Annotated in this window: 16 protein-coding genes; 7 read left to right on the forward strand and 9 right to left on the reverse strand. The window is 69.3% G+C overall.

Features of this window, described 5'->3' with window-relative positions; genetic code table 11:
- Window positions 1-453: 453 nt before the first annotated feature.
- The gene (locus tag ACIQMR_RS14840) at window positions 454-2,511 is read left to right on the forward strand and encodes a discoidin domain-containing protein (protein ID WP_401386048.1); all 2,058 of its coding nucleotides are present in this window, start codon (window positions 454-456) and stop codon (window positions 2,509-2,511) included.
- A gap of 87 nt (window positions 2,512-2,598) precedes the next feature.
- Here the strand turns inward: ACIQMR_RS14840 and ACIQMR_RS14845 are convergent, their stop codons facing one another.
- From ACIQMR_RS14845 to ACIQMR_RS14860, 4 genes are all read right to left on the reverse strand, one after another.
- The gene (locus ACIQMR_RS14845) at window positions 2,599-3,042 is read right to left on the reverse strand and encodes a VOC family protein (protein WP_401386051.1); all 444 of its coding nucleotides are present in this window, start codon (window positions 3,040-3,042) and stop codon (window positions 2,599-2,601) included.
- Window positions 3,043-3,617: 575 nt separating this feature from the next.
- Window positions 3,618-3,770: a hypothetical protein gene (locus tag ACIQMR_RS14850; protein WP_401386053.1), complete on the reverse strand. Its 153-nt coding sequence runs from the start codon at window positions 3,768-3,770 to the stop codon at window positions 3,618-3,620.
- 105 nt (window positions 3,771-3,875) lie between these two features.
- The gene (locus ACIQMR_RS14855) at window positions 3,876-4,223 is read right to left on the reverse strand and encodes a carboxymuconolactone decarboxylase family protein (RefSeq protein ID WP_401386056.1); all 348 of its coding nucleotides are present in this window, start codon (window positions 4,221-4,223) and stop codon (window positions 3,876-3,878) included.
- A gap of 42 nt (window positions 4,224-4,265) precedes the next feature.
- Window positions 4,266-5,054 carry an SDR family NAD(P)-dependent oxidoreductase gene (locus ACIQMR_RS14860; protein ID WP_401386058.1) on the reverse strand — a complete coding sequence of 263 codons (789 nt, stop codon included), beginning with the start codon at window positions 5,052-5,054 and terminating at the stop codon, window positions 4,266-4,268.
- 504 nt (window positions 5,055-5,558) lie between these two features.
- Between ACIQMR_RS14860 and ACIQMR_RS14865 the strand changes: the two genes are divergently transcribed.
- The 4 genes from ACIQMR_RS14865 to ACIQMR_RS14880 all read left to right on the forward strand — a co-directional run bounded on the left by ACIQMR_RS14865 (window position 5,559) and on the right by ACIQMR_RS14880 (window position 9,096).
- On the forward strand, window positions 5,559-6,491 hold the full coding sequence (locus ACIQMR_RS14865; protein WP_401386061.1) for a LysR family transcriptional regulator: 933 nt from the start codon (window positions 5,559-5,561) through the stop codon (window positions 6,489-6,491).
- 173 nt (window positions 6,492-6,664) lie between these two features.
- A complete protein-coding gene (locus ACIQMR_RS14870; protein WP_401386064.1) occupies window positions 6,665-7,618 on the forward strand; it encodes a LysR family transcriptional regulator in 954 nt (317 codons plus the stop codon).
- A gap of 177 nt (window positions 7,619-7,795) precedes the next feature.
- Window positions 7,796-8,812 carry a DMT family transporter gene (locus tag ACIQMR_RS14875; RefSeq protein ID WP_401386067.1) on the forward strand — a complete coding sequence of 339 codons (1,017 nt, stop codon included), beginning with the start codon at window positions 7,796-7,798 and terminating at the stop codon, window positions 8,810-8,812.
- Between the two features lie 62 nt (window positions 8,813-8,874).
- On the forward strand, window positions 8,875-9,096 hold the full coding sequence (locus ACIQMR_RS14880; protein ID WP_401386070.1) for a DUF5999 family protein: 222 nt from the start codon (window positions 8,875-8,877) through the stop codon (window positions 9,094-9,096).
- 86 nt (window positions 9,097-9,182) lie between these two features.
- On the opposite strand, the gene ACIQMR_RS14885 is transcribed toward ACIQMR_RS14880, so the two are convergent.
- The 5 genes from ACIQMR_RS14885 to ACIQMR_RS14905 form a co-directional block, all read right to left on the reverse strand.
- On the reverse strand, window positions 9,183-9,911 hold the full coding sequence (locus ACIQMR_RS14885) for an NADPH-dependent F420 reductase (protein ID WP_401386073.1): 729 nt from the start codon (window positions 9,909-9,911) through the stop codon (window positions 9,183-9,185).
- Between the two features lie 19 nt (window positions 9,912-9,930).
- Window positions 9,931-10,962, reverse strand: a complete 1,032-nt coding sequence (locus ACIQMR_RS14890; RefSeq protein WP_401386076.1) for an LLM class flavin-dependent oxidoreductase — start codon at window positions 10,960-10,962, stop codon at window positions 9,931-9,933.
- Window positions 10,955-12,004, reverse strand: a complete 1,050-nt coding sequence (locus tag ACIQMR_RS14895) for an LLM class flavin-dependent oxidoreductase (protein ID WP_401386079.1) — start codon at window positions 12,002-12,004, stop codon at window positions 10,955-10,957. Before ACIQMR_RS14895 ends, ACIQMR_RS14890 begins: the two co-directional genes overlap by 8 nt.
- Window positions 12,005-12,382: 378 nt before the next feature.
- A complete protein-coding gene (locus ACIQMR_RS14900) occupies window positions 12,383-12,859 on the reverse strand; it encodes a MarR family winged helix-turn-helix transcriptional regulator (protein WP_401386082.1) in 477 nt (158 codons plus the stop codon).
- Window positions 12,860-13,028: 169 nt separating this feature from the next.
- The gene (locus ACIQMR_RS14905) at window positions 13,029-13,583 is read right to left on the reverse strand and encodes a hypothetical protein (protein ID WP_401386085.1); all 555 of its coding nucleotides are present in this window, start codon (window positions 13,581-13,583) and stop codon (window positions 13,029-13,031) included.
- Window positions 13,584-13,872: 289 nt separating this feature from the next.
- On the opposite strand from ACIQMR_RS14905, the gene ACIQMR_RS14910 reads away from it, so the two are divergent.
- The gene (locus tag ACIQMR_RS14910; protein WP_401386088.1) at window positions 13,873-15,294 is read left to right on the forward strand and encodes a DEAD/DEAH box helicase; all 1,422 of its coding nucleotides are present in this window, start codon (window positions 13,873-13,875) and stop codon (window positions 15,292-15,294) included.
- A gap of 149 nt (window positions 15,295-15,443) precedes the next feature.
- Complete coding sequence (locus ACIQMR_RS14915; protein ID WP_401386091.1) at window positions 15,444-16,034, forward strand: hypothetical protein; 591 nt, start codon at window positions 15,444-15,446, stop codon at window positions 16,032-16,034.
- The last annotated feature ends 20 nt before the right edge of the window (window positions 16,035-16,054 follow it).

Genomic DNA, 16,054 nt, shown 5'->3' on the forward strand with positions numbered 1-16,054 from the left:
TCATGACCTGGACACCCGCGAGTGGATCTCCCGGGCACATGATGTGCCGACACCGTGAAGGGATCCGGGCCCGGACGTGCTCGAACTGGCGGAGCGGAAGCCCCGGCCGGCCGGCGAACCGGCCGACCACAGCCTTGAGTTCCCATGGCGGCGGACACATCATGATGTGCGGCCGAGTTCCGGCGGATCGCCCGGCCGTGCCATCCGCGGACCGGTCCCGGTCGTTCTCGGCCTCGAGAAGCTCACTGTTGTCGGCACGGAGCGTGCCCTGCTCTTCTGTCACGCACCATCAGGCACTGCTGCCACAGCCGGAGTCGCCTTTCTGTCATTCCTTGGCACAGCAGCGGAATCCGGTGAAGACACCCTGGCGGCCTGCACCCAGGACGGGCACCATTCCCTACCGCACCATCCCCCACAGGACGCGCCATGACAACGAAGGCATGAGTGATGACCATGACTCGGCACCCTCGCCGCAGAGGTAGGTCCACTGCGGTTCTGTCCCTGCTCCTCATCGTGTTGGCCGGTGTCCTCGGCACGGCACCCGGCTCGTCGGCGGAGCCCGGCTGGTGGACCCCGGCCGCGCGGCCCGCACCCGACTCCGAGATCAACGTCACGGGCGAGCCCTTCAAAGGGACCGGCCCCGAGGGACAGGTACGGGGCTTCGTCGACGCGCACAACCATCTGATGTCCAACGAGGCCTTCGGCGGCCGGCTCATCTGCGGCAAGCCGTTCTCCGAGAAGGGCGTCGCCGACGCGCTCAAGGACTGTCCCGAGCACTACCCCGACGGCTCGCTCGCGATCTTCGACTTCATCACCAAGGGCGGCGACGGCAAGCACGACCCCAACGGCTGGCCGACGTTCAAGGACTGGCCGGCCCATGACTCACTGACCCACCAGCAGAACTACTACGCATGGGTCGAGCGCGCCTGGCGCGGTGGCCAGCGGGTGCTCGTCAACGACCTCGTCACCAACGGCGTGATCTGCTCGGTCTACTTCTTCAAGGACCGCGGCTGCGACGAGATGACCTCCATCCGCCTGCAGGCACAGAAGACGTACGACATGCAGGCCCACATCGACACGATGTACGGCGGCCCGGGCAAGGGCTGGTTCAGGATCGTCACCGATGCGGCGCAGGCCCGCCAGGTCATCCAGCAGGGCAAGCTGGCGGTGGTGCTCGGCGTCGAGACCTCCGAGCCGTTCGGCTGCAAGCAGATCCTGGACATCGCCCAGTGCGGACAGGACGACATCGACCGCGGCCTGGACGAGCTGCACGCGCTGGGCGTGCGCAGCATGTTCCTGTGCCACAAGTTCGACAACGCCCTGTGCGGCGTCCGGTTCGACTCGGGCACCCTCGGCACGGCGATCAACGTCGGCCAGTTCCTGTCGACCGGCACCTTCTGGAAGACCGAGAAGTGCGCGGGCCCGCAGCACGACAACCCCATCGGCAACGCGTCGGCGCCCGAGGCGGAGAAGAAGCTCCCGCAGGGCGTGGGTGTCCCGTCGTACGCCGCGGATGCCCAGTGCAACACGCGCGGTCTGAGCGCGCTGGGCGAGTACGCCGTACGCGGCATGATGAAACGCGGCATGATGCTGGAGATCGACCACATGGGGGTCAAGGCCGCGGGCCGCGCTCTGGACATCCTGGAGTCCGAGGCGTACCCCGGGGTGATCTCCTCGCACAGCTGGATGGACATGGACTGGACGGAGCGCGTCTACCGTCTCGGCGGCTTCATCGCCCAGTACATGCACGGCTCCGAGGGGTTCATCGACGAAGCGAAGCGTACGCAGGCGCTGCGCGAGAAGTACGACGTCGGCTACGGCTACGGCACCGACATGAACGGCGTCGGCGGTTGGCCCGGCCCTCGCGGCGCCGACACCCCGAACCCGGTGCGCTACCCCTTCCGTAGCGCCGACGGCAGCGCGGTCCTCGACAGGCAGACCACCGGTGAGCGCACCTGGGACATCAACACCGACGGCGCCGCCCACTACGGTCTCGTCCCGGACTGGCTGGAGGACATACGCGTCGTCGGCGGCAAGGAGGTCGTGGACGACCTCATGCGCGGCGCCGAGTCCTACCTCCGCACCTGGAAGGCCTCCCAGGACCACCGGCCCGGGGTGAACCTCGCCGCAGGCGCCTCCGCCTCGGCCAGTTCCTCGGAGTGGAACCCGTTCACCAGCTACGCACCCGGCAGGGCCGTGGACGGCGACACGGCCACCCGCTGGGCCAGCGACTGGAGCGACGACCAGTCCCTCACCGTCGATCTCGGGTCCGCGAGAGTGGTCGAGCGCGTCACCCTCGACTGGGAACGCGCCTACGCGAAGGCGTACCGCATCGAGGTCTCCGCCGATGGCACGAACTGGCAGTCCGTGTGGTCCACGACCGCCGGTGACGGGGGCCTGGACACGGCGCAGTTCAGCGCGACGACAGCCCGCTACGTACGCGTCCACGGACTGGAGCGCGGCACCAAGTGGGGCTATTCCCTCCGCGAGGTCGGCGTCCGCGGCAGCTGAGGCGCCAGGGGTGGGGGCGTCCGGATCGGCGCTGCTGATCCGGACGCCCCCACCCCGAACTCACGTGAGGCGCTGCCTCGCCCGCTGTCACCGGCCGGGGAATCGTTCCGTGATCTCCTGCAACACCCAGCCGTTGCCGTCCGGGTCGCTGAAGGAGGCGAAGGACAGGTAACTGCGGCGTTCGGGGTCCGGACCGGTCACTCGGCCGGCGGTCCCGGCACGATCGAACACTCCGCTCACGTCATGAAACACCTCACTCACCTCGGCACCGCGGTCGCGGAGTTCAGCTCGGGCCGCTTCGATGTCCGTCACGACGAGGTACAGGCCCTGGGCAGAGCCCGGCGGAGCCGAGGTGACACCGGTGCCGAAGATGACCGAGCACAAGGAACCTGGCGGGGTGAACTGCACCACGCGGAAGCCCTCATCGACGACGAAGTCGCCGTCCGGCCGCCACCCCAGCCCCGCGTAGAAGCTCTTGGCCCGGTCGACGTCCGCGACCGGGATCACGATGACCTCTAGTTTCATTTCCATGATCGCTCACTCCTGTTCCGTTCTGTCAGCGACCGCTGTTCCTGCCACTGGCCGCTGGGGTTGGGATCCGGGACCTCTTACGGTGCACTCGACGAAGCAAAATGTCTAATTAGTTCTTGCTTGTCCGTTCTGAAGAATGCCTGAACCATTTGGGTGGTGGCGCGATGGGCCGTGCCCCTCCCCCGTCGGTCCGTACTGGTTCCGGGCCCTGCTCCAGGCTTGGAAGCGGTAGGTGAGGCCCCCGGCCGGGGTCGCCGGCCGGGGTCGCCGGCCGGGCGCCGTGCACCTGCCGTGCCGTCAGGCACGTGTCTCGGCGGAGGCGTACGGCTGGGCGGGTGCGCGCGCCGACGTCGACGTACCGGCGGCCGCCTGCTCCGCTCCATGGCACACTCCGCACGTCAGCCGTCTGGCTTGGGGTGCCGGGGTGGAGGAGCCGGGCGCGGTGGGGAGCGGATCGCTGGTGACATGCAGATGTGTGCTGCAGATCCCGGCCCCGCATCGGGCGCAGGCGGCTACGGCGACGGCCCGCACCGGTTGAAGCGCGTTGGAAGCGCAGTCGAAGCAGTTCATGGTGATCAGCCTTTCTGGAGCTCGATGCCGCGCGGGGTGGCAGGGGTGGCGGCGGTGACGGCGTCGTGGCTACTGACAAGTGCGTGCAGTACGTGCGCCGTCGGCGAGTGCGCGGGATCGGTGCCCGGCGCCGAGGTGGCTCGCTCGTCGCCGTGCATCCGGGAAAGCGTCAGCTCGGTGAGCGAGGGCCGCCGCTGGGCACACCGCTCAGGGCGAGGCCCGCGCCTGCGCACGGTCCGCCGGAGACCGATGGGACGGTCTCGTCACTGGGTGTCGTTGTTCTCGGCCTGGTCGAAGAACTTCATGGCCATGAAGCCGTGTGCATAGCCGCCGCCCGCGCGCAGCGCCGCGGTGGTCATGACGGTCTCCGCGAGTTCCTGCTGGGTGGCGCCTGCGGAGTGTGCGGCCTTGGTGTGGGCCTCGATGCAGTACGCGCACTGGGTGGTCAGTGCCACGGCGACGGCCATGAGTTCGGTGTACTTGGGCGGGATGGCGTTGTCCCGGCCGCGCAGGACCTGGTTGTCCCAGGCCATGAACGCTTTGAAGGCTTCGGGGGCGCCGGCGCGGATGTGCTTGGCGTACTGGTGGTCGGTGTGCTCGTGGTAGGACACGATGCGCTCCTGTGCGGTCGATGGGGGCGGGGTGGCGGGCGGTCAGTACTGGTTGCGTCCGGCCCTGACGCCGCCGTCGACGTCCCAGGTGGCGCCGGTGACCCAGTCGGCCTGGTCGGACAGGAGGAAGGCGACGGTGGGGGCGATGTCGTCGGGGGTTCCGACGCGGCCGAGGGGGTGGAAGGTGTTGAACGCGTCGAGGGCGGAGTCGATCTCGTCCTTGGGGATGAAGGCCTCGTAGATGGGGGTGCGGACGACGGCGGGGGCCACGGTGTTGACGCGGATGCCGTGGGGGGCGAGTTCCATGGCGAGGTGCTGGGTGAGGGAGTGCAGGCCGGCCTTGGCCACGGAGTACGCCGATGACGGGGTGGCGGCCATGGCCTGGTGGGCGAGCATGCCGCCGATGTTGACGATGGCGCCCTTGTTGCCGCGGGCGATCATGTTGCCGGCGACGGTCTGGGTGACGAAGTAGAAGGCGCGGGTGATGGCCTGGTAGCGGTCGTAGTCGTCCTGGGTGTGTTCCAGGAAGGACTTCGGCTCGAAGATGCCGGCGGCGTTGACGAGCAGGGTGGCGTCGGCGTGCTGCTCGGTCAGGGTGTCGCGGAGGCGGTCCACGGCGGCCTGGTCGAACAGGTCGGCGGCCAGACCGACGGCGTTCCCGAACTCGGCCAGCTCGGCCACCGCCTTGGCGGCGCTGGTCTCGGAGCGGCCGGTGACGACGGCGCTGCCGCCGCCCTGAAGGACACGGCGTGCGACGGCCAGGCCCATACCGCTGGTGCCGCCGATGACGACGACCTTCTGGCCGGTGAAGTCGAGGGTGTTGTCGGGCATGACGTGTGCTCCTTGGTGCGTGTTCGATGGGGGATGGAGGATCAGGGCCGAGGGGAGACGTTCCGGATCTCGTACGGGTTCGCGTACGGATCTCGTACGGCTCTCTACGGCGCTCGTGATCTCGAACGGGTTGCGTCAGAAACAGCCCGTCGTTCCGGTGGGTCCGCGATCAGGCACGGACGTAGTACTACCTGCGCAGTTGAGGCATGTCAGCGTCCGCAGATCCACGCGGGAGGCGTGGTCGCCTCGCCGGCTTACGGCATGTGCACGGCGAGGAGGGCTGGGGAGCCAGTGCGTGCGCTCACCTCACCGAGAATGCGTGACATGAAGCGAAAGGTCCAGTTAGTAATTGTTTGCCCATTATGAAGGGCGACTGATCTACCCTGGACCGGCGCGGTCACTGACCCGGGGACGCCTACGACCGTAGGGCGCTCCGCTTGTCCGCGGTAGAGGATCATCAGGAATGCGGGCATAACGTCTGGCTATGGCTTGGAGGAGAGAATCGTGAACATCGAGGCGTTGCGCTACGCCCAGGCCGTTTCCAGGACGAAGTCCTTCAGCGACGCCGCACGCGCTTACGGGGTGACCCAGCCGGCTCTGTCGAACGGCGTCGCCCGGCTGGAGGCCGAGCTCGGCGTCAAGCTCTTCGACCGCTCACCACGCGGGGTCAGGCCCACCGCACACGGCGCACGGACCCTGCCCCTGATCGACCACGTCCTCAGCGCCCTCGACCAGCTCGTCGCCGAGACCGGGCGACTGACCCAACCGGTCACGGAAACGATCCGCATGGGCGTGTCACCGCTGATCGGGGCCGACCTCGTCGCCCGCGCCTTCGAGGCCGCCCGCACCCTGGAGCGTCCGCGCGACCTGGTCCTGCGGGAGGCGGACCTCGAGCCCCTGAGCAGCGACCTCGAGGCAGGCCGGCTGGACATCGTCCTCGTCCCCGCCGTGCCCGGCATGCCCGCCTTCCGGCACCGCGTCGTCGCCCGCGAACCCGTGGTCGTGATCGATCCGGACGCCGCCGGGGACGACAGCCCCGCCGAGCTCCGTGCCGTGGCCGACGCCGCCTACATCCTCGGCCCCCGCACCTGCGGACTGACCACGTTCACGACCGAGCTCTTCCACAGCCACGACCTGGCGCTGCACACCTACCCGGGCGAAGCCGCCAGCTTCCGGGCGGTGGACGAGTGGGCGGCGATCGGCCTGGGCGCCGCGCTCCTGCCGCGCTCCAAGGTCGCGCTCGAGCACTCCAGTTGCCGCCCCCTCCTGACGGCCGGGGCACCCGTCGAGATCGCCTACGAGGCCGTCTGGAACTCCGGCACTCCCTTGGGAGCCGACCTGGAGGAATTCGTCACGGCTCTCGCCGGGGGCGGGCAGGTCCCACCGGCCGCGAGCGATATGGCCCCACGCAATGCGGAGCATAACCAGAGGTCATAGCCGCGCCGCGCCTGCCGGACCCTCGCGGCGCCCCGCAACCACACGGCCCCACGACCTGGGCAGACCGACGGGCGCCGGCGGTGACACGGCGCCGTGAGAGCCGCGCGATCGGACCGGCGAACGCCGAAACGGTTACGCTTGACGTTCCACGCGCTACGCATAAGGACGTCTTCATGCTTGACGTGCGACGACTGAGGATCCTGCAGTACCTCTCCACCTACGGTACGGTCGCGGCCGCAGCCCAGGCGCTGCATCTGACCGCTCCTGCCATCTCGCAGCAACTCGCGGCGCTGGAGCGGGAAGTGGGGATGCCCGTCGTGGAGAAGCAGGGGCGCACCCTGCGCCTGACCGCGGTCGGTGAGCTGCTGGTGTCCCACGCCGAGATCGTGCTGAGCGATCTGGCTGCCGCCGAGTCCGATCTCGAGGCCATCCGCGGTGGCGGCCATGGCACCGTGCGCGTCGCCGCCTTCGCCTCCGCGGCCCGCACGCTGATCGCTCCGCTCTGGAAGCGCATCCTCGGCACGGGGGAGGAAGCCGACGTCTCGCTGACGCTGGAGCTCGTCGAACAGGAGCCCGACGCCGCCCTGGAGACGTTGCGCCGCCGGGACGTCGATCTGGCCGTCGTCCATGGGTACACGGTGCTGCCACGGGACTTTCCCAGCGGATGCGAGCAGACCAAGCTTCTCGAGGAACCCGTCCTGCTCGCGCTCCACCCCGATCACGCCGCCCGCATGGGAATCGTGCCGGGTGAGCCCGTGGATCTCGCGCGCCTTTCCGGCAGCCCCTGGCTCACGCCGGGCCCGGAGACGTCCTGTTACGAGATGATCCAGCGGGCCTGCGGCGCAGCCGGATTCGTTCCGGCCGTCCGGGCCCGCAGCGGCGACTTCTCCGTGCTGGCTGCGCTGGTCGCCGCGGGCGCGGGAGCGGCCCTCCTGCCTCGCATGACCCTCCCGGACGCCACGCGGGGGCCGATCAGCCTGCATCGCCTGCAGCGCCCCGTCACCCGCACCGTCTACACCGTCAGCCGCAGCGGCACGTCCCGCCGCCCCGACATCCGCCACCTCGCGGAGCTCCTGCAGCGTGCGGCGGCCGAAACCACCACGATCCTCGAGGAGGAGCACGACTGAGGGCGCCGCCCATCGGAGAGACGCCGTGGCCGGGCCCCTGCCGCTCGCGCTCCGCCAGGCCTCGCCGGTGCCCCGGGTCACCCCTCACGCCCTCCCTGATTCAATTCAGGAGGGCTTTACGATCCACCAAAAACAACTAACTGGACCTTCTGCTTGGTGAGGCGCACCGTAGGAGATGTGAACGCACACATCACCTCCCGCAGCTTCCTCGCTCTCATGGGCGTCGTCGTGCTCTGGGCCTCCGCATTCCCGGCCATCCGGGTCGGCGTCGAAGGCCTGGGTGTGGCGGCACTGTCCTTCCTGCGGCTGGCCATCGCCGCCGTGGCTCTGATGGTGGTCGCGCCGTTCCTCGGGGTCCGCCGCCCCCGGTCCCGGGACCTGCCGTTGATCGCGCTCGCGGGCGTGACCGGCATGACCGCCTACCAAGTACTGCTGAACTGGGGCGAGGTCCACGTGTCCGCGGGCACCGCGAGCATGCTGATCTCCGTCGCTCCTGTCTTCAGCGTGCTGCTGGGCAGGACGTTCCTCTCCGAACCGGTGACGCGCCGTGTCCTCATCGGCAGCGGTGTCGCCATCGTCGGTTCCGGGATCGTCGCGCTCGCAGGAGGCTCCACGGGCTTCTCCGCCGGTGCGCTCGTGGTACTCGCCGCCGCCGTCGTGCAAGGCGTGTACCACGTCGTCTCCAAGCCCCTCCTGCGCCGCTACAGCGGCATGGAGGTCGCGACGTACGCGATGGCTGCGGGCACCGTCTTCGCTCTGCCGTTGCTCCCGGCGACACTGCGCGCCGTCGCCACCGTCCCGACGGGTGCCCTGGTCTCGGTGGCCTACCTCGGCCTTCTGCCCTCGGCCCTGGGGTTCGTCATCTGGGGCTACGCCGTGGCCCGGCTGCCGCTGGCCGTCTCCACCGCGGCCCTGTACCTGGTTCCGCCGGTCACCCTCGTCGTCTCCTTCGTCTGGCTGTCCGAAGTCCCCCACCTCCTCGAGGTGGCAGGCGGCGCCGTCATCATCGTCGGCGTGCTGCTGATCAACCGCCGCTCCCCCGCGACCACCCCTGAAGAGCCCGCCCCGGCCACCGCACAGCGTCACGTGGATCTCGCCACGCGACCCGCAAGCGCCCGGACGGCCGCGTCTCATGACCGCGCAACGGCCTGCGACGCGCCGCCGTCGCCGTCCGTCGAAGGACACACATCATGACCGGCCGTCGTCGTGACACCGACAACAGCACCGCATCAGACCAATGTGACAAGGAGTCAGCCATGTGTGAACACCAGCCCCGGTGCCCGGGAGCGAAGTCGCCCCAGCGTGATGCCGCCCGGATCCTCGTACCCCACCCCGAGCAGGGTTGGTACCTGCTGTGCAACAAGGTCGTGCGCTTCGAGGACGGCGGCGAACTGCTGCCCGACGGCACCGCACTCCCGTCATACGTCCGCGCGGGGCATGGAACGCCGGCCAACGCCCAACGGGAGAAGGCGTCATGAACGCACCAACGACCAGCGCGCCGACAAGTCGGGCAGCGACCGCCGACGGCCGAGCGCCGCATGGGCGGAAAGCACAGCTCCGGCGGTCAGGCGGTTCGGCCGCTCGACGCCGAGGCGGCGGCCCGCGCGCTGGTCACGGCCCGTCCGCGCTCCGATTCCGGGAATCGGACGAGCATCGCACGCAACTCCCCGGCATCGACGTTCGCGCCGAAAGGCTCGGTGCCCGGTTCGAGTCGTACTCCGTCGGCGAGCGGACCTGCCGTGACCGGGTCGAAGCCGAAAGCGGTGACGAGGTCCGCGACGGTGGCCAGGTCGTCCGGGTCGTCTCCGGCGATCGCGATCGCCTTGCGTCCCGGCGCTCCCACGGGCCGGGCGCCATCCTCGAGATCGTGGTAGCCCATGTGATTGAACGCCTTGACCACCCGGGCTCCGGGCAGATACGCCTGCACGATCTCGCTCGAGGAGGTGAGCGGGTCGGTGAGGTCGTCGCGGATGCCGTCGACCTCCCACCAGTAGTTCATGGCGTCGATCACGAGCCTGCCCCGCAGCGCCTCGGCCGGAACGGTCCGGTACTTGCCGAGCGGCAGCGCCAGGATGACGACATCCGCCTCCGCCGCGGCCCTTGCAGCGGTGACCGGGACGGCGCCGGGCGTGAGCACTTCGACGGTGAGCGCGATCCTGGCAGGGTCGCCCGATCCGGCGACGAGTACGCGACAGCCGGCTGCCAGAGCCAGGCGTGCCAGCACCGTACCGACCTTCCCCGCACCCAGGATGCCGACCGTGCGCTCCGCGGCGGTGGTGGAAGTCGTGTTCATGCCTGCTCCATTCATGGCGTCAGCCCGCGAGGATGTCGCGGACCATCGGAAGCACCTTGGTGCCGTACAGCTCGACCGTGCGCAGGCGGGCGCTGACCGGCTGTGCCCCCGTGGTGTAGATGAGGTCGAAACGGCCGACGCCGAGCGTCTTGACGGCACGGGCCATCTTGCGGGCGACCGTCTCGGGAGAGCCGATGTAGAGCGAGCCGTGCTCGATCTCGGCCTCGTACTCCTCCTTGCGGATCGGCGGCCAGCCCCGCAGCGCGCCGATGCGGTCACGGATGACCTTGTAGTGCGGCCAGTGCAGCTCCCGGGCCTCCTCGTCCGTGTCGGCGATGAAACCGGGCGAATGCATTCCGACCGGGTGAGCGGTCGTGCCGAACTTGTCGGTGGCTCGCTCGTACAGGTCGATGTAGGGCGCGAAGCGCTCCGGACTGCCGCCGATGATGGCGATCATGAGCGGGAAGCCGTAGCGCGCGGTGCGGATGACCGACTGGGGAGAACCACCGACACCGACCCAGGTGCTCAGGTGCCCGGATTCGGTCCTGGGGAAGACGTCGGCGTCCTTGAGCGGAGCCCGCGTGGTGCCACTCCAGGTGACCGGCTTCTCCTCCAGCACCTTGGCGAAGAGCTCGATCTTCTCCTCGAACAGCACGTCGTAGTCGCTCAGGTCGTAGCCGAAGAGCGGGAACGACTCGGTGAAGGAGCCGCGCCCGAGGATGACCTCGGCCCGGCCGTTCGAGAGCGCGTCCACGGTCGAGAACCGCTGGAACACGCGGACCGGGTCGTCCGAACTCAGCACGGTCACGCCGGAGGAGAGGCGGATACGGCTGGTACGAGTGGCGATGCCGGCGAGCACGGTCTCCGGAGAGGAGATCGCGAACTCCGGGCGGTGGTGTTCACCGAGTGCGAGGACGTCGACGCCGGTCTCCTCCGCGAGAACGGCCTCATCGAGAACCAGCCGGATGGCCCGCGCATCGGACACCGGGTGGCCCGAGTCGTCCGTCGGCACATCGCCGAACGTGTCCAGACCGAACACGAGATCAGACATGGCTGGGCTCCTTCGTGAGCAGCTGCCTCACCCGGGGGGCAACTTCGCGGCCCAGCAACTCGATCGTGCGGGCCCGGGCTTCGCGGGGAAGGTTCATGACGTCGTACTTGAGGTCGAAGCGGCTGAGGTGCAGATCGCGGGCCATCGTGGCGATCTTGCGCGCCACCGTCTCGGGAGAGCCGACGAACAGCGCGCCCTTGCCGACTTCGGCGAGGTAGCGCTCGCGGGTCGGCTTGTAGAACCCGCGCTCCTCCGCGATGGCGGTGACGACCGGCTGCCAGTACCGCCACCAGGTCTCGATCGCCTCCTCGTCGGTCTCGGCGACGAGCCCGAGCGAATGCTGGGCGACGGGTTGCCTGGCGTGCCCGAACTGTTCGAGCGTCCGGTGGTAGAGCTCGACGTGGCCGGCGAAGCGCTGGGGGCGTCCACCGATGACCGCCAGCATGAGCGGCAGGCCGTAGCGGGCCGCGCGGACCACGGAGTTCGGGCTGCCGCCCACGCCGATCCAGGTGGGGATGCCACCGGGCGGCATCCGGGGACGCAGTCGCTGCTCGACGAGCGGCGGCCGGAACCGGCCCGACCAGGTCACCGTCTCCTCGCGTTGGAGGCGCATGAACAGGTCGAGCTTCTCCTCGAACAGCTCCTCGTAGTCGGCGAGGTCGTAGCCGAACAGCGGGAACGACTCCGTGGCCGATGCCCGCCCCAGTACGAGCTGGGCGCGGCCGTTCGAGGCGGCATCCAGCGTGGAGAACTCGTGGTAGAGCCGCACGGGGTCGTTGGTGCTGAGCACGGTCACCGAAGTGCCGAGCCGGATGCGTTCCGTCGCGGTGGCGATCGCGGCGAGCAGGACGGGGGTGGCGCTGTCGTTGTGACCTGCTCGGTAGTGCTCCCCGACGCTGAACGCGTCGAGCCCCACCGCTTCGGCGAGCCGGGCTTCCTCGATCAACAGGCGAACGGTCTCTGCATCGCTCAGCGGCCGGTCGCCGTCGGTGGCGACCTCCCCGAACGAGTCCAGCCCCAATTGGAACGCTGTGGCCGTCATGACTCCTCCTACCGGCTCCCCGGACACCCGACGTCGACGGAGCAACTAATTGCTTGACGCATCAAATACTTGCCGAATGTAGTTTAAGTGTCAACCAAGAGCCGCGGGCGGCCATCGCGAGGGAGCCACGCAAGGCGCCCCTCGCCTCCGAGGGCACGCAGGCCTGGCGGGTCACAGCAACGGATTACAGAACGTTACATATTGGACACTTGGCTGCGACGAGAAGGGCGCGGGTCTGCGCCGGCCCCGACGGCCGAGGAGCTACCGGGGTGGGCCGCCCCGCCTCCACCGGCGGCCTGGAGGATGGCGGCGGGCAACATCCGCCCGTGGGAACGGGCCTGCGCGACCCAGAGGCCCGTGCGGGCGTGCCCGCGCCGGTCACGTACCGACGCTGTGCAGAGCCGCTGCGAGTTTCTTGAGATCCAAGCCCGCAAGGTGATCGAGGAAGTGACGGCGGACGGCGGACAAATGGTCCGGCCAGGCCTCTTCCAGGCGGACGAGGCCCGTATCGGTGAGGATTGCGTTCCAGCCACGGGCGTCTTGATCCGACCTGGCCCGCTGGATGAGCCCCTGGCTCTCCAGCCGGCTCACCAGACGCGTCATACCGCTGAGCGACATCTCACAGGCGTCTGCGAGATCGCCCATGCGCAACTGACGGTCCGGAGCCTCGGACAGGTGCACCAGAGCCATGTACTCGGCGAGGGAAAGCCTCTGCTCCCGGACCATGTCGGCGTCGATGGCGCGCGGCAGGGCGTGGATGAGGTGCGGAAGGGACCGTACGACGGCCTCTTCGTCCGGGGTGAGGGGTTGCAGCCCTCGCTCGGGGACACCCGGCTGCCGTGCGGTGCGTGACATGGACCGCATATTACTTGCTCAGCGAAGGAACGGGCCAGGCGCGATGTTCCTGACAGCGAGCGCCACCGGGGCCTCGCGAATCAGGCGCCGTTCGCCCTGTCGACGAGGACGCGGAGGTGCTGTGGTCTCACACACGCGTACTCGCTCTTCCACCGAGGCAGGGTGGCTGTCACGCGCCGCCGGATACCTCTCTGCCTGCCCCTTGCTCGGCAGCGGATGCCGCCCCTATGACGGTCCATGTCGCCATGCCCCACAGGGAGAGCGCGGAAGCGAGGCCCACCACGAGGCGAACGGTCTCGTCCGGGCCGTTCGCCAGCCAGATGGTCATGCCCGCCGACCCGGAAGCGATCAACAGGGCCGCAGGTATGCGCAGTCGAGGCTGCTCGAACACCGCCGCCAACGGCAGGAAGTGGAGCCCGACGACCACCGCGATGAGTGGGGGAACGAGCACCGGCACGCCGACCTGACGGCAGACGACGACGATGGCGATGATCAGCAGCCACTGAAGCCCGTTGATCTGGTTGAACCGCCGACGCCGGCCAACGGGGAACGGGTCCCCTGCCGACGCAGGAAGGAAACGGCGCGCGGCGAGCATCAGCCCCACCGTGACGGCACAGCCAACTACGAGCAGAACCAGCCGCGTCGATCCGTCGAACGCGCTCGAGCCCAGCAGCCACCAGCCGAGCCCGAACAACGCGAGGAAGCCCACCCCTGACTTGAACATGATCGGGATCCTAGGCGGAAGAGCAGCCCGCCGGTCCGGGGTTTCTCCACTTGGCGCGAGCCTCGTGGACGCATCGACTGGTGCCATGCCCACCGCACCGTCACCGGCGTCGGCTACGGCTACGGCTACGGCTACGGCTACGGCTACGGCTACGGCTACGGCATCGTCCGACCGGCAGGCTTCCGGGGGCCCGCTGGTAAAATGGCGGCACGCTTCGACACCGCCGGGCCCGTACCCATGGGTATGGGCCCTGGTGCGTTCCGGGCGCCAGACCCAGGAAGGTTCTCCCATGAACGCGCAGCCGTCGGCCCCCGGATTCTCCCGTGAGGGTAGGCCTCGGCCTGCGACAGCACCGGCCCCTCACGGGGACCTCTCGACACCCTCGACGGTGGTCCCGGGCCTGCCGCCAACCGAATCGTTCGAGGCACTCGGACTGCCGCCGGAGCTGATGATGGCGATGACCGGCCTCGGGGTGAAGGAGCCCTTCCCCATCCAGGCGGCGACCCTGCCCAACGCGCTGGCAGGCCGTGACGTCCTCGGCCGTGCGCGGACCGGTTCCGGAAAGACACTCGCTTTTGGGCTTGCACTGCTCGTCCGTACAGCAGGTCTGCGAGCGGAGTCGAAGCGGCCGCTCGCACTGGTCCTGGTGCCGACCCGGGAACTCGCGCAGCAGGTGAGCGACTCGCTGGCGCCGTACGCCCAGGCGCTGAACGTGCGACTGGCGACGGTGGTCGGCGGGTTGTCGATCAACCGGCAGTCGGCACTGCTGCGGACCGGCGCCGAGGTGGTCATCGCGACTCCGGGGCGGCTGACCGACCTGGTGTCGCGTCGCGACTGCCATCTGAACCAGGTGCGGATCACCGTGCTGGACGAGGCGGATCAGATGTGCGACCTGGGCTTCCTGCCACAGGTTTCCGACATCCTGGACCAGGTCCGCTCGGACGGGCAGCGCCTGCTCTTCTCGGCCACGCTGGACCGCAACGTCGACCAACTGGTGCGGGGCCACCTGCACGACCCGGTGCTCGCCTCGGTCGACAGGGTGGCGGGCTCGGTCACCACGATGGAGCACCATGTGCTCAACATCCACGGCGCCGACAAGTACGCGACCGCGACCGAGATCGCCGCGCGCGACGGCCGGGTACTGATGTTCCTTGACACCAAGGCCGGCGTCGACCAGTTCACCCGTCACCTGCGGGCCAGCGGCGTACGGGCCGCCGCCTTGCACAGCGGGAAGTCGCAGCCGCAGCGCACGCACACGCTCGCCCAGTTCAAGGACGGTGAGATCACCGTGCTGGTGGCCACCAACGTCGCGGCTCGGGGGATCCACATCGACGCGCTCGACCTCGTCGTCAACGTCGACCCGCCGGCCGATGCCAAGGACTACCTGCACCGTGGCGGGCGCACGGCACGCGCCGGCGAGTCCGGGAACGTGGTCACTCTGGTCACCCCCAACCAGCGGCGGGATGTGAACCGGATCATGTCCGACGCCGGGATCCGGCCCACCGTCACCCAGGTCCGCTCCGGCGACGCGAAGCTGACCGCCATCACCGGGGCGAAGCGCCCGCCGGCCGGGGGGAAGCCCAGCGGGAACGCCCCCTTCCGCGGCCTCGGCACCCGTCCGGGCCGCCCCGCGAAGGAGTCCCGGAAAGCGACCGAGGCCCGCAGGACCGCGGAGGCCCGCGCAGCGGCCCGGGTACGCAAGGGCCGCTGACGCGGGAGGGCCCGGAGGGCGGCGATCCGTCGGTCGATGTCAGTGGGGTGCCGTGGTCGATGTCGGCCACGTGCTGCGATCGACGTGCACGCCCGCCGTGGGAAGAGCTTTATTGGACACTTAGCGAATGATCCGTAGGGTGGAGTTCCATGGCTACTGAGAACTCCAAGATCACCGAAGCCGCCAACAGCAACCCCGAGAGCGAGCGCGAAGAGACCCCCGACCGGATACCGCCTCGGGAGCCCCTCGACAAGGCCACGGGAGAGGAAGAAGAGCACACCAGCGCGTCCGACGACGCGGACGACGACTTCCCGGACACCCCCGCCGACAGCGCTCCCGCAGGCGGATTCGCGGCAGGAGCCGCCGCCGTCGTCAGCGCCGGGCTGGGCATCTGCTCCCTCACCGGCACCTCGCTCACCGACATGCTGCGCTCCCGCAAGGAGCTGATCGGACAGATCGAAGCCAGCACCGGCGGTGGCGGCGACCAGATCAACGCCTTCTACAGCGCCCCCTGGCACACTGCGGCCCTCGTGAACGGCTTCTTCGCCCTGGCCGCGCTCGTCATCGGCGGTGTGCTGCTGGCCCTCCACGCTCAGCGCGCCGACACCCGGCCCTGGGTGAAGTCCGTAGCCCTGGGCGGCGTCATCGTCGGCGCGATCGGGCTGTTCATAGCGGGCGGGATGTACCTCGATCTCTTCGCCAGCACGCCCGAGCTGCCCTCGTCCCGACCCACCGGCTGAGGACGGGCGCTCGCGACTGA

The organism is Streptomyces sp. NPDC091376 (genome assembly GCF_044757085.1).
Lineage (GTDB): Bacteria > Actinomycetota > Actinomycetes > Streptomycetales > Streptomycetaceae > Streptomyces > Streptomyces pratisoli.

Bases quoted from the DNA above. Each gene is read 5' to 3' on its own strand.
- ACIQMR_RS14915 (WP_401386091.1), top strand. From the start codon at position 15,444: ATGGCTACTGAGAACTCCAAGATCACCGAAGCCGCCAACAGCAACCCC.
- ACIQMR_RS14840 (WP_401386048.1), top strand. From the start codon at position 454: ATGACTCGGCACCCTCGCCGCAGAGGTAGGTCCACTGCGGTTCTGTCC.
- ACIQMR_RS14860 (WP_401386058.1), bottom strand. From the start codon at position 5,054: ATGCCCGACAACACCCTCGACTTCACCGGCCAGAAGGTCGTCGTCATC.
- ACIQMR_RS14900 (WP_401386082.1), bottom strand. From the start codon at position 12,859: ATGTCACGCACCGCACGGCAGCCGGGTGTCCCCGAGCGAGGGCTGCAA.
- ACIQMR_RS14905 (WP_401386085.1), bottom strand. From the start codon at position 13,583: ATGTTCAAGTCAGGGGTGGGCTTCCTCGCGTTGTTCGGGCTCGGCTGG.
- ACIQMR_RS14890 (WP_401386076.1), bottom strand. From the start codon at position 10,962: ATGTCTGATCTCGTGTTCGGTCTGGACACGTTCGGCGATGTGCCGACG.
- ACIQMR_RS14850 (WP_401386053.1), bottom strand. From the start codon at position 3,770: ATGCACGGCGACGAGCGAGCCACCTCGGCGCCGGGCACCGATCCCGCG.
- ACIQMR_RS14845 (WP_401386051.1), bottom strand. From the start codon at position 3,042: ATGGAAATGAAACTAGAGGTCATCGTGATCCCGGTCGCGGACGTCGAC.
- ACIQMR_RS14880 (WP_401386070.1), top strand. From the start codon at position 8,875: ATGTGTGAACACCAGCCCCGGTGCCCGGGAGCGAAGTCGCCCCAGCGT.
- ACIQMR_RS14870 (WP_401386064.1), top strand. From the start codon at position 6,665: ATGCTTGACGTGCGACGACTGAGGATCCTGCAGTACCTCTCCACCTAC.
- ACIQMR_RS14910 (WP_401386088.1), top strand. From the start codon at position 13,873: ATGAACGCGCAGCCGTCGGCCCCCGGATTCTCCCGTGAGGGTAGGCCT.
- ACIQMR_RS14885 (WP_401386073.1), bottom strand. From the start codon at position 9,911: ATGAACACGACTTCCACCACCGCCGCGGAGCGCACGGTCGGCATCCTG.
- ACIQMR_RS14895 (WP_401386079.1), bottom strand. From the start codon at position 12,004: ATGACGGCCACAGCGTTCCAATTGGGGCTGGACTCGTTCGGGGAGGTC.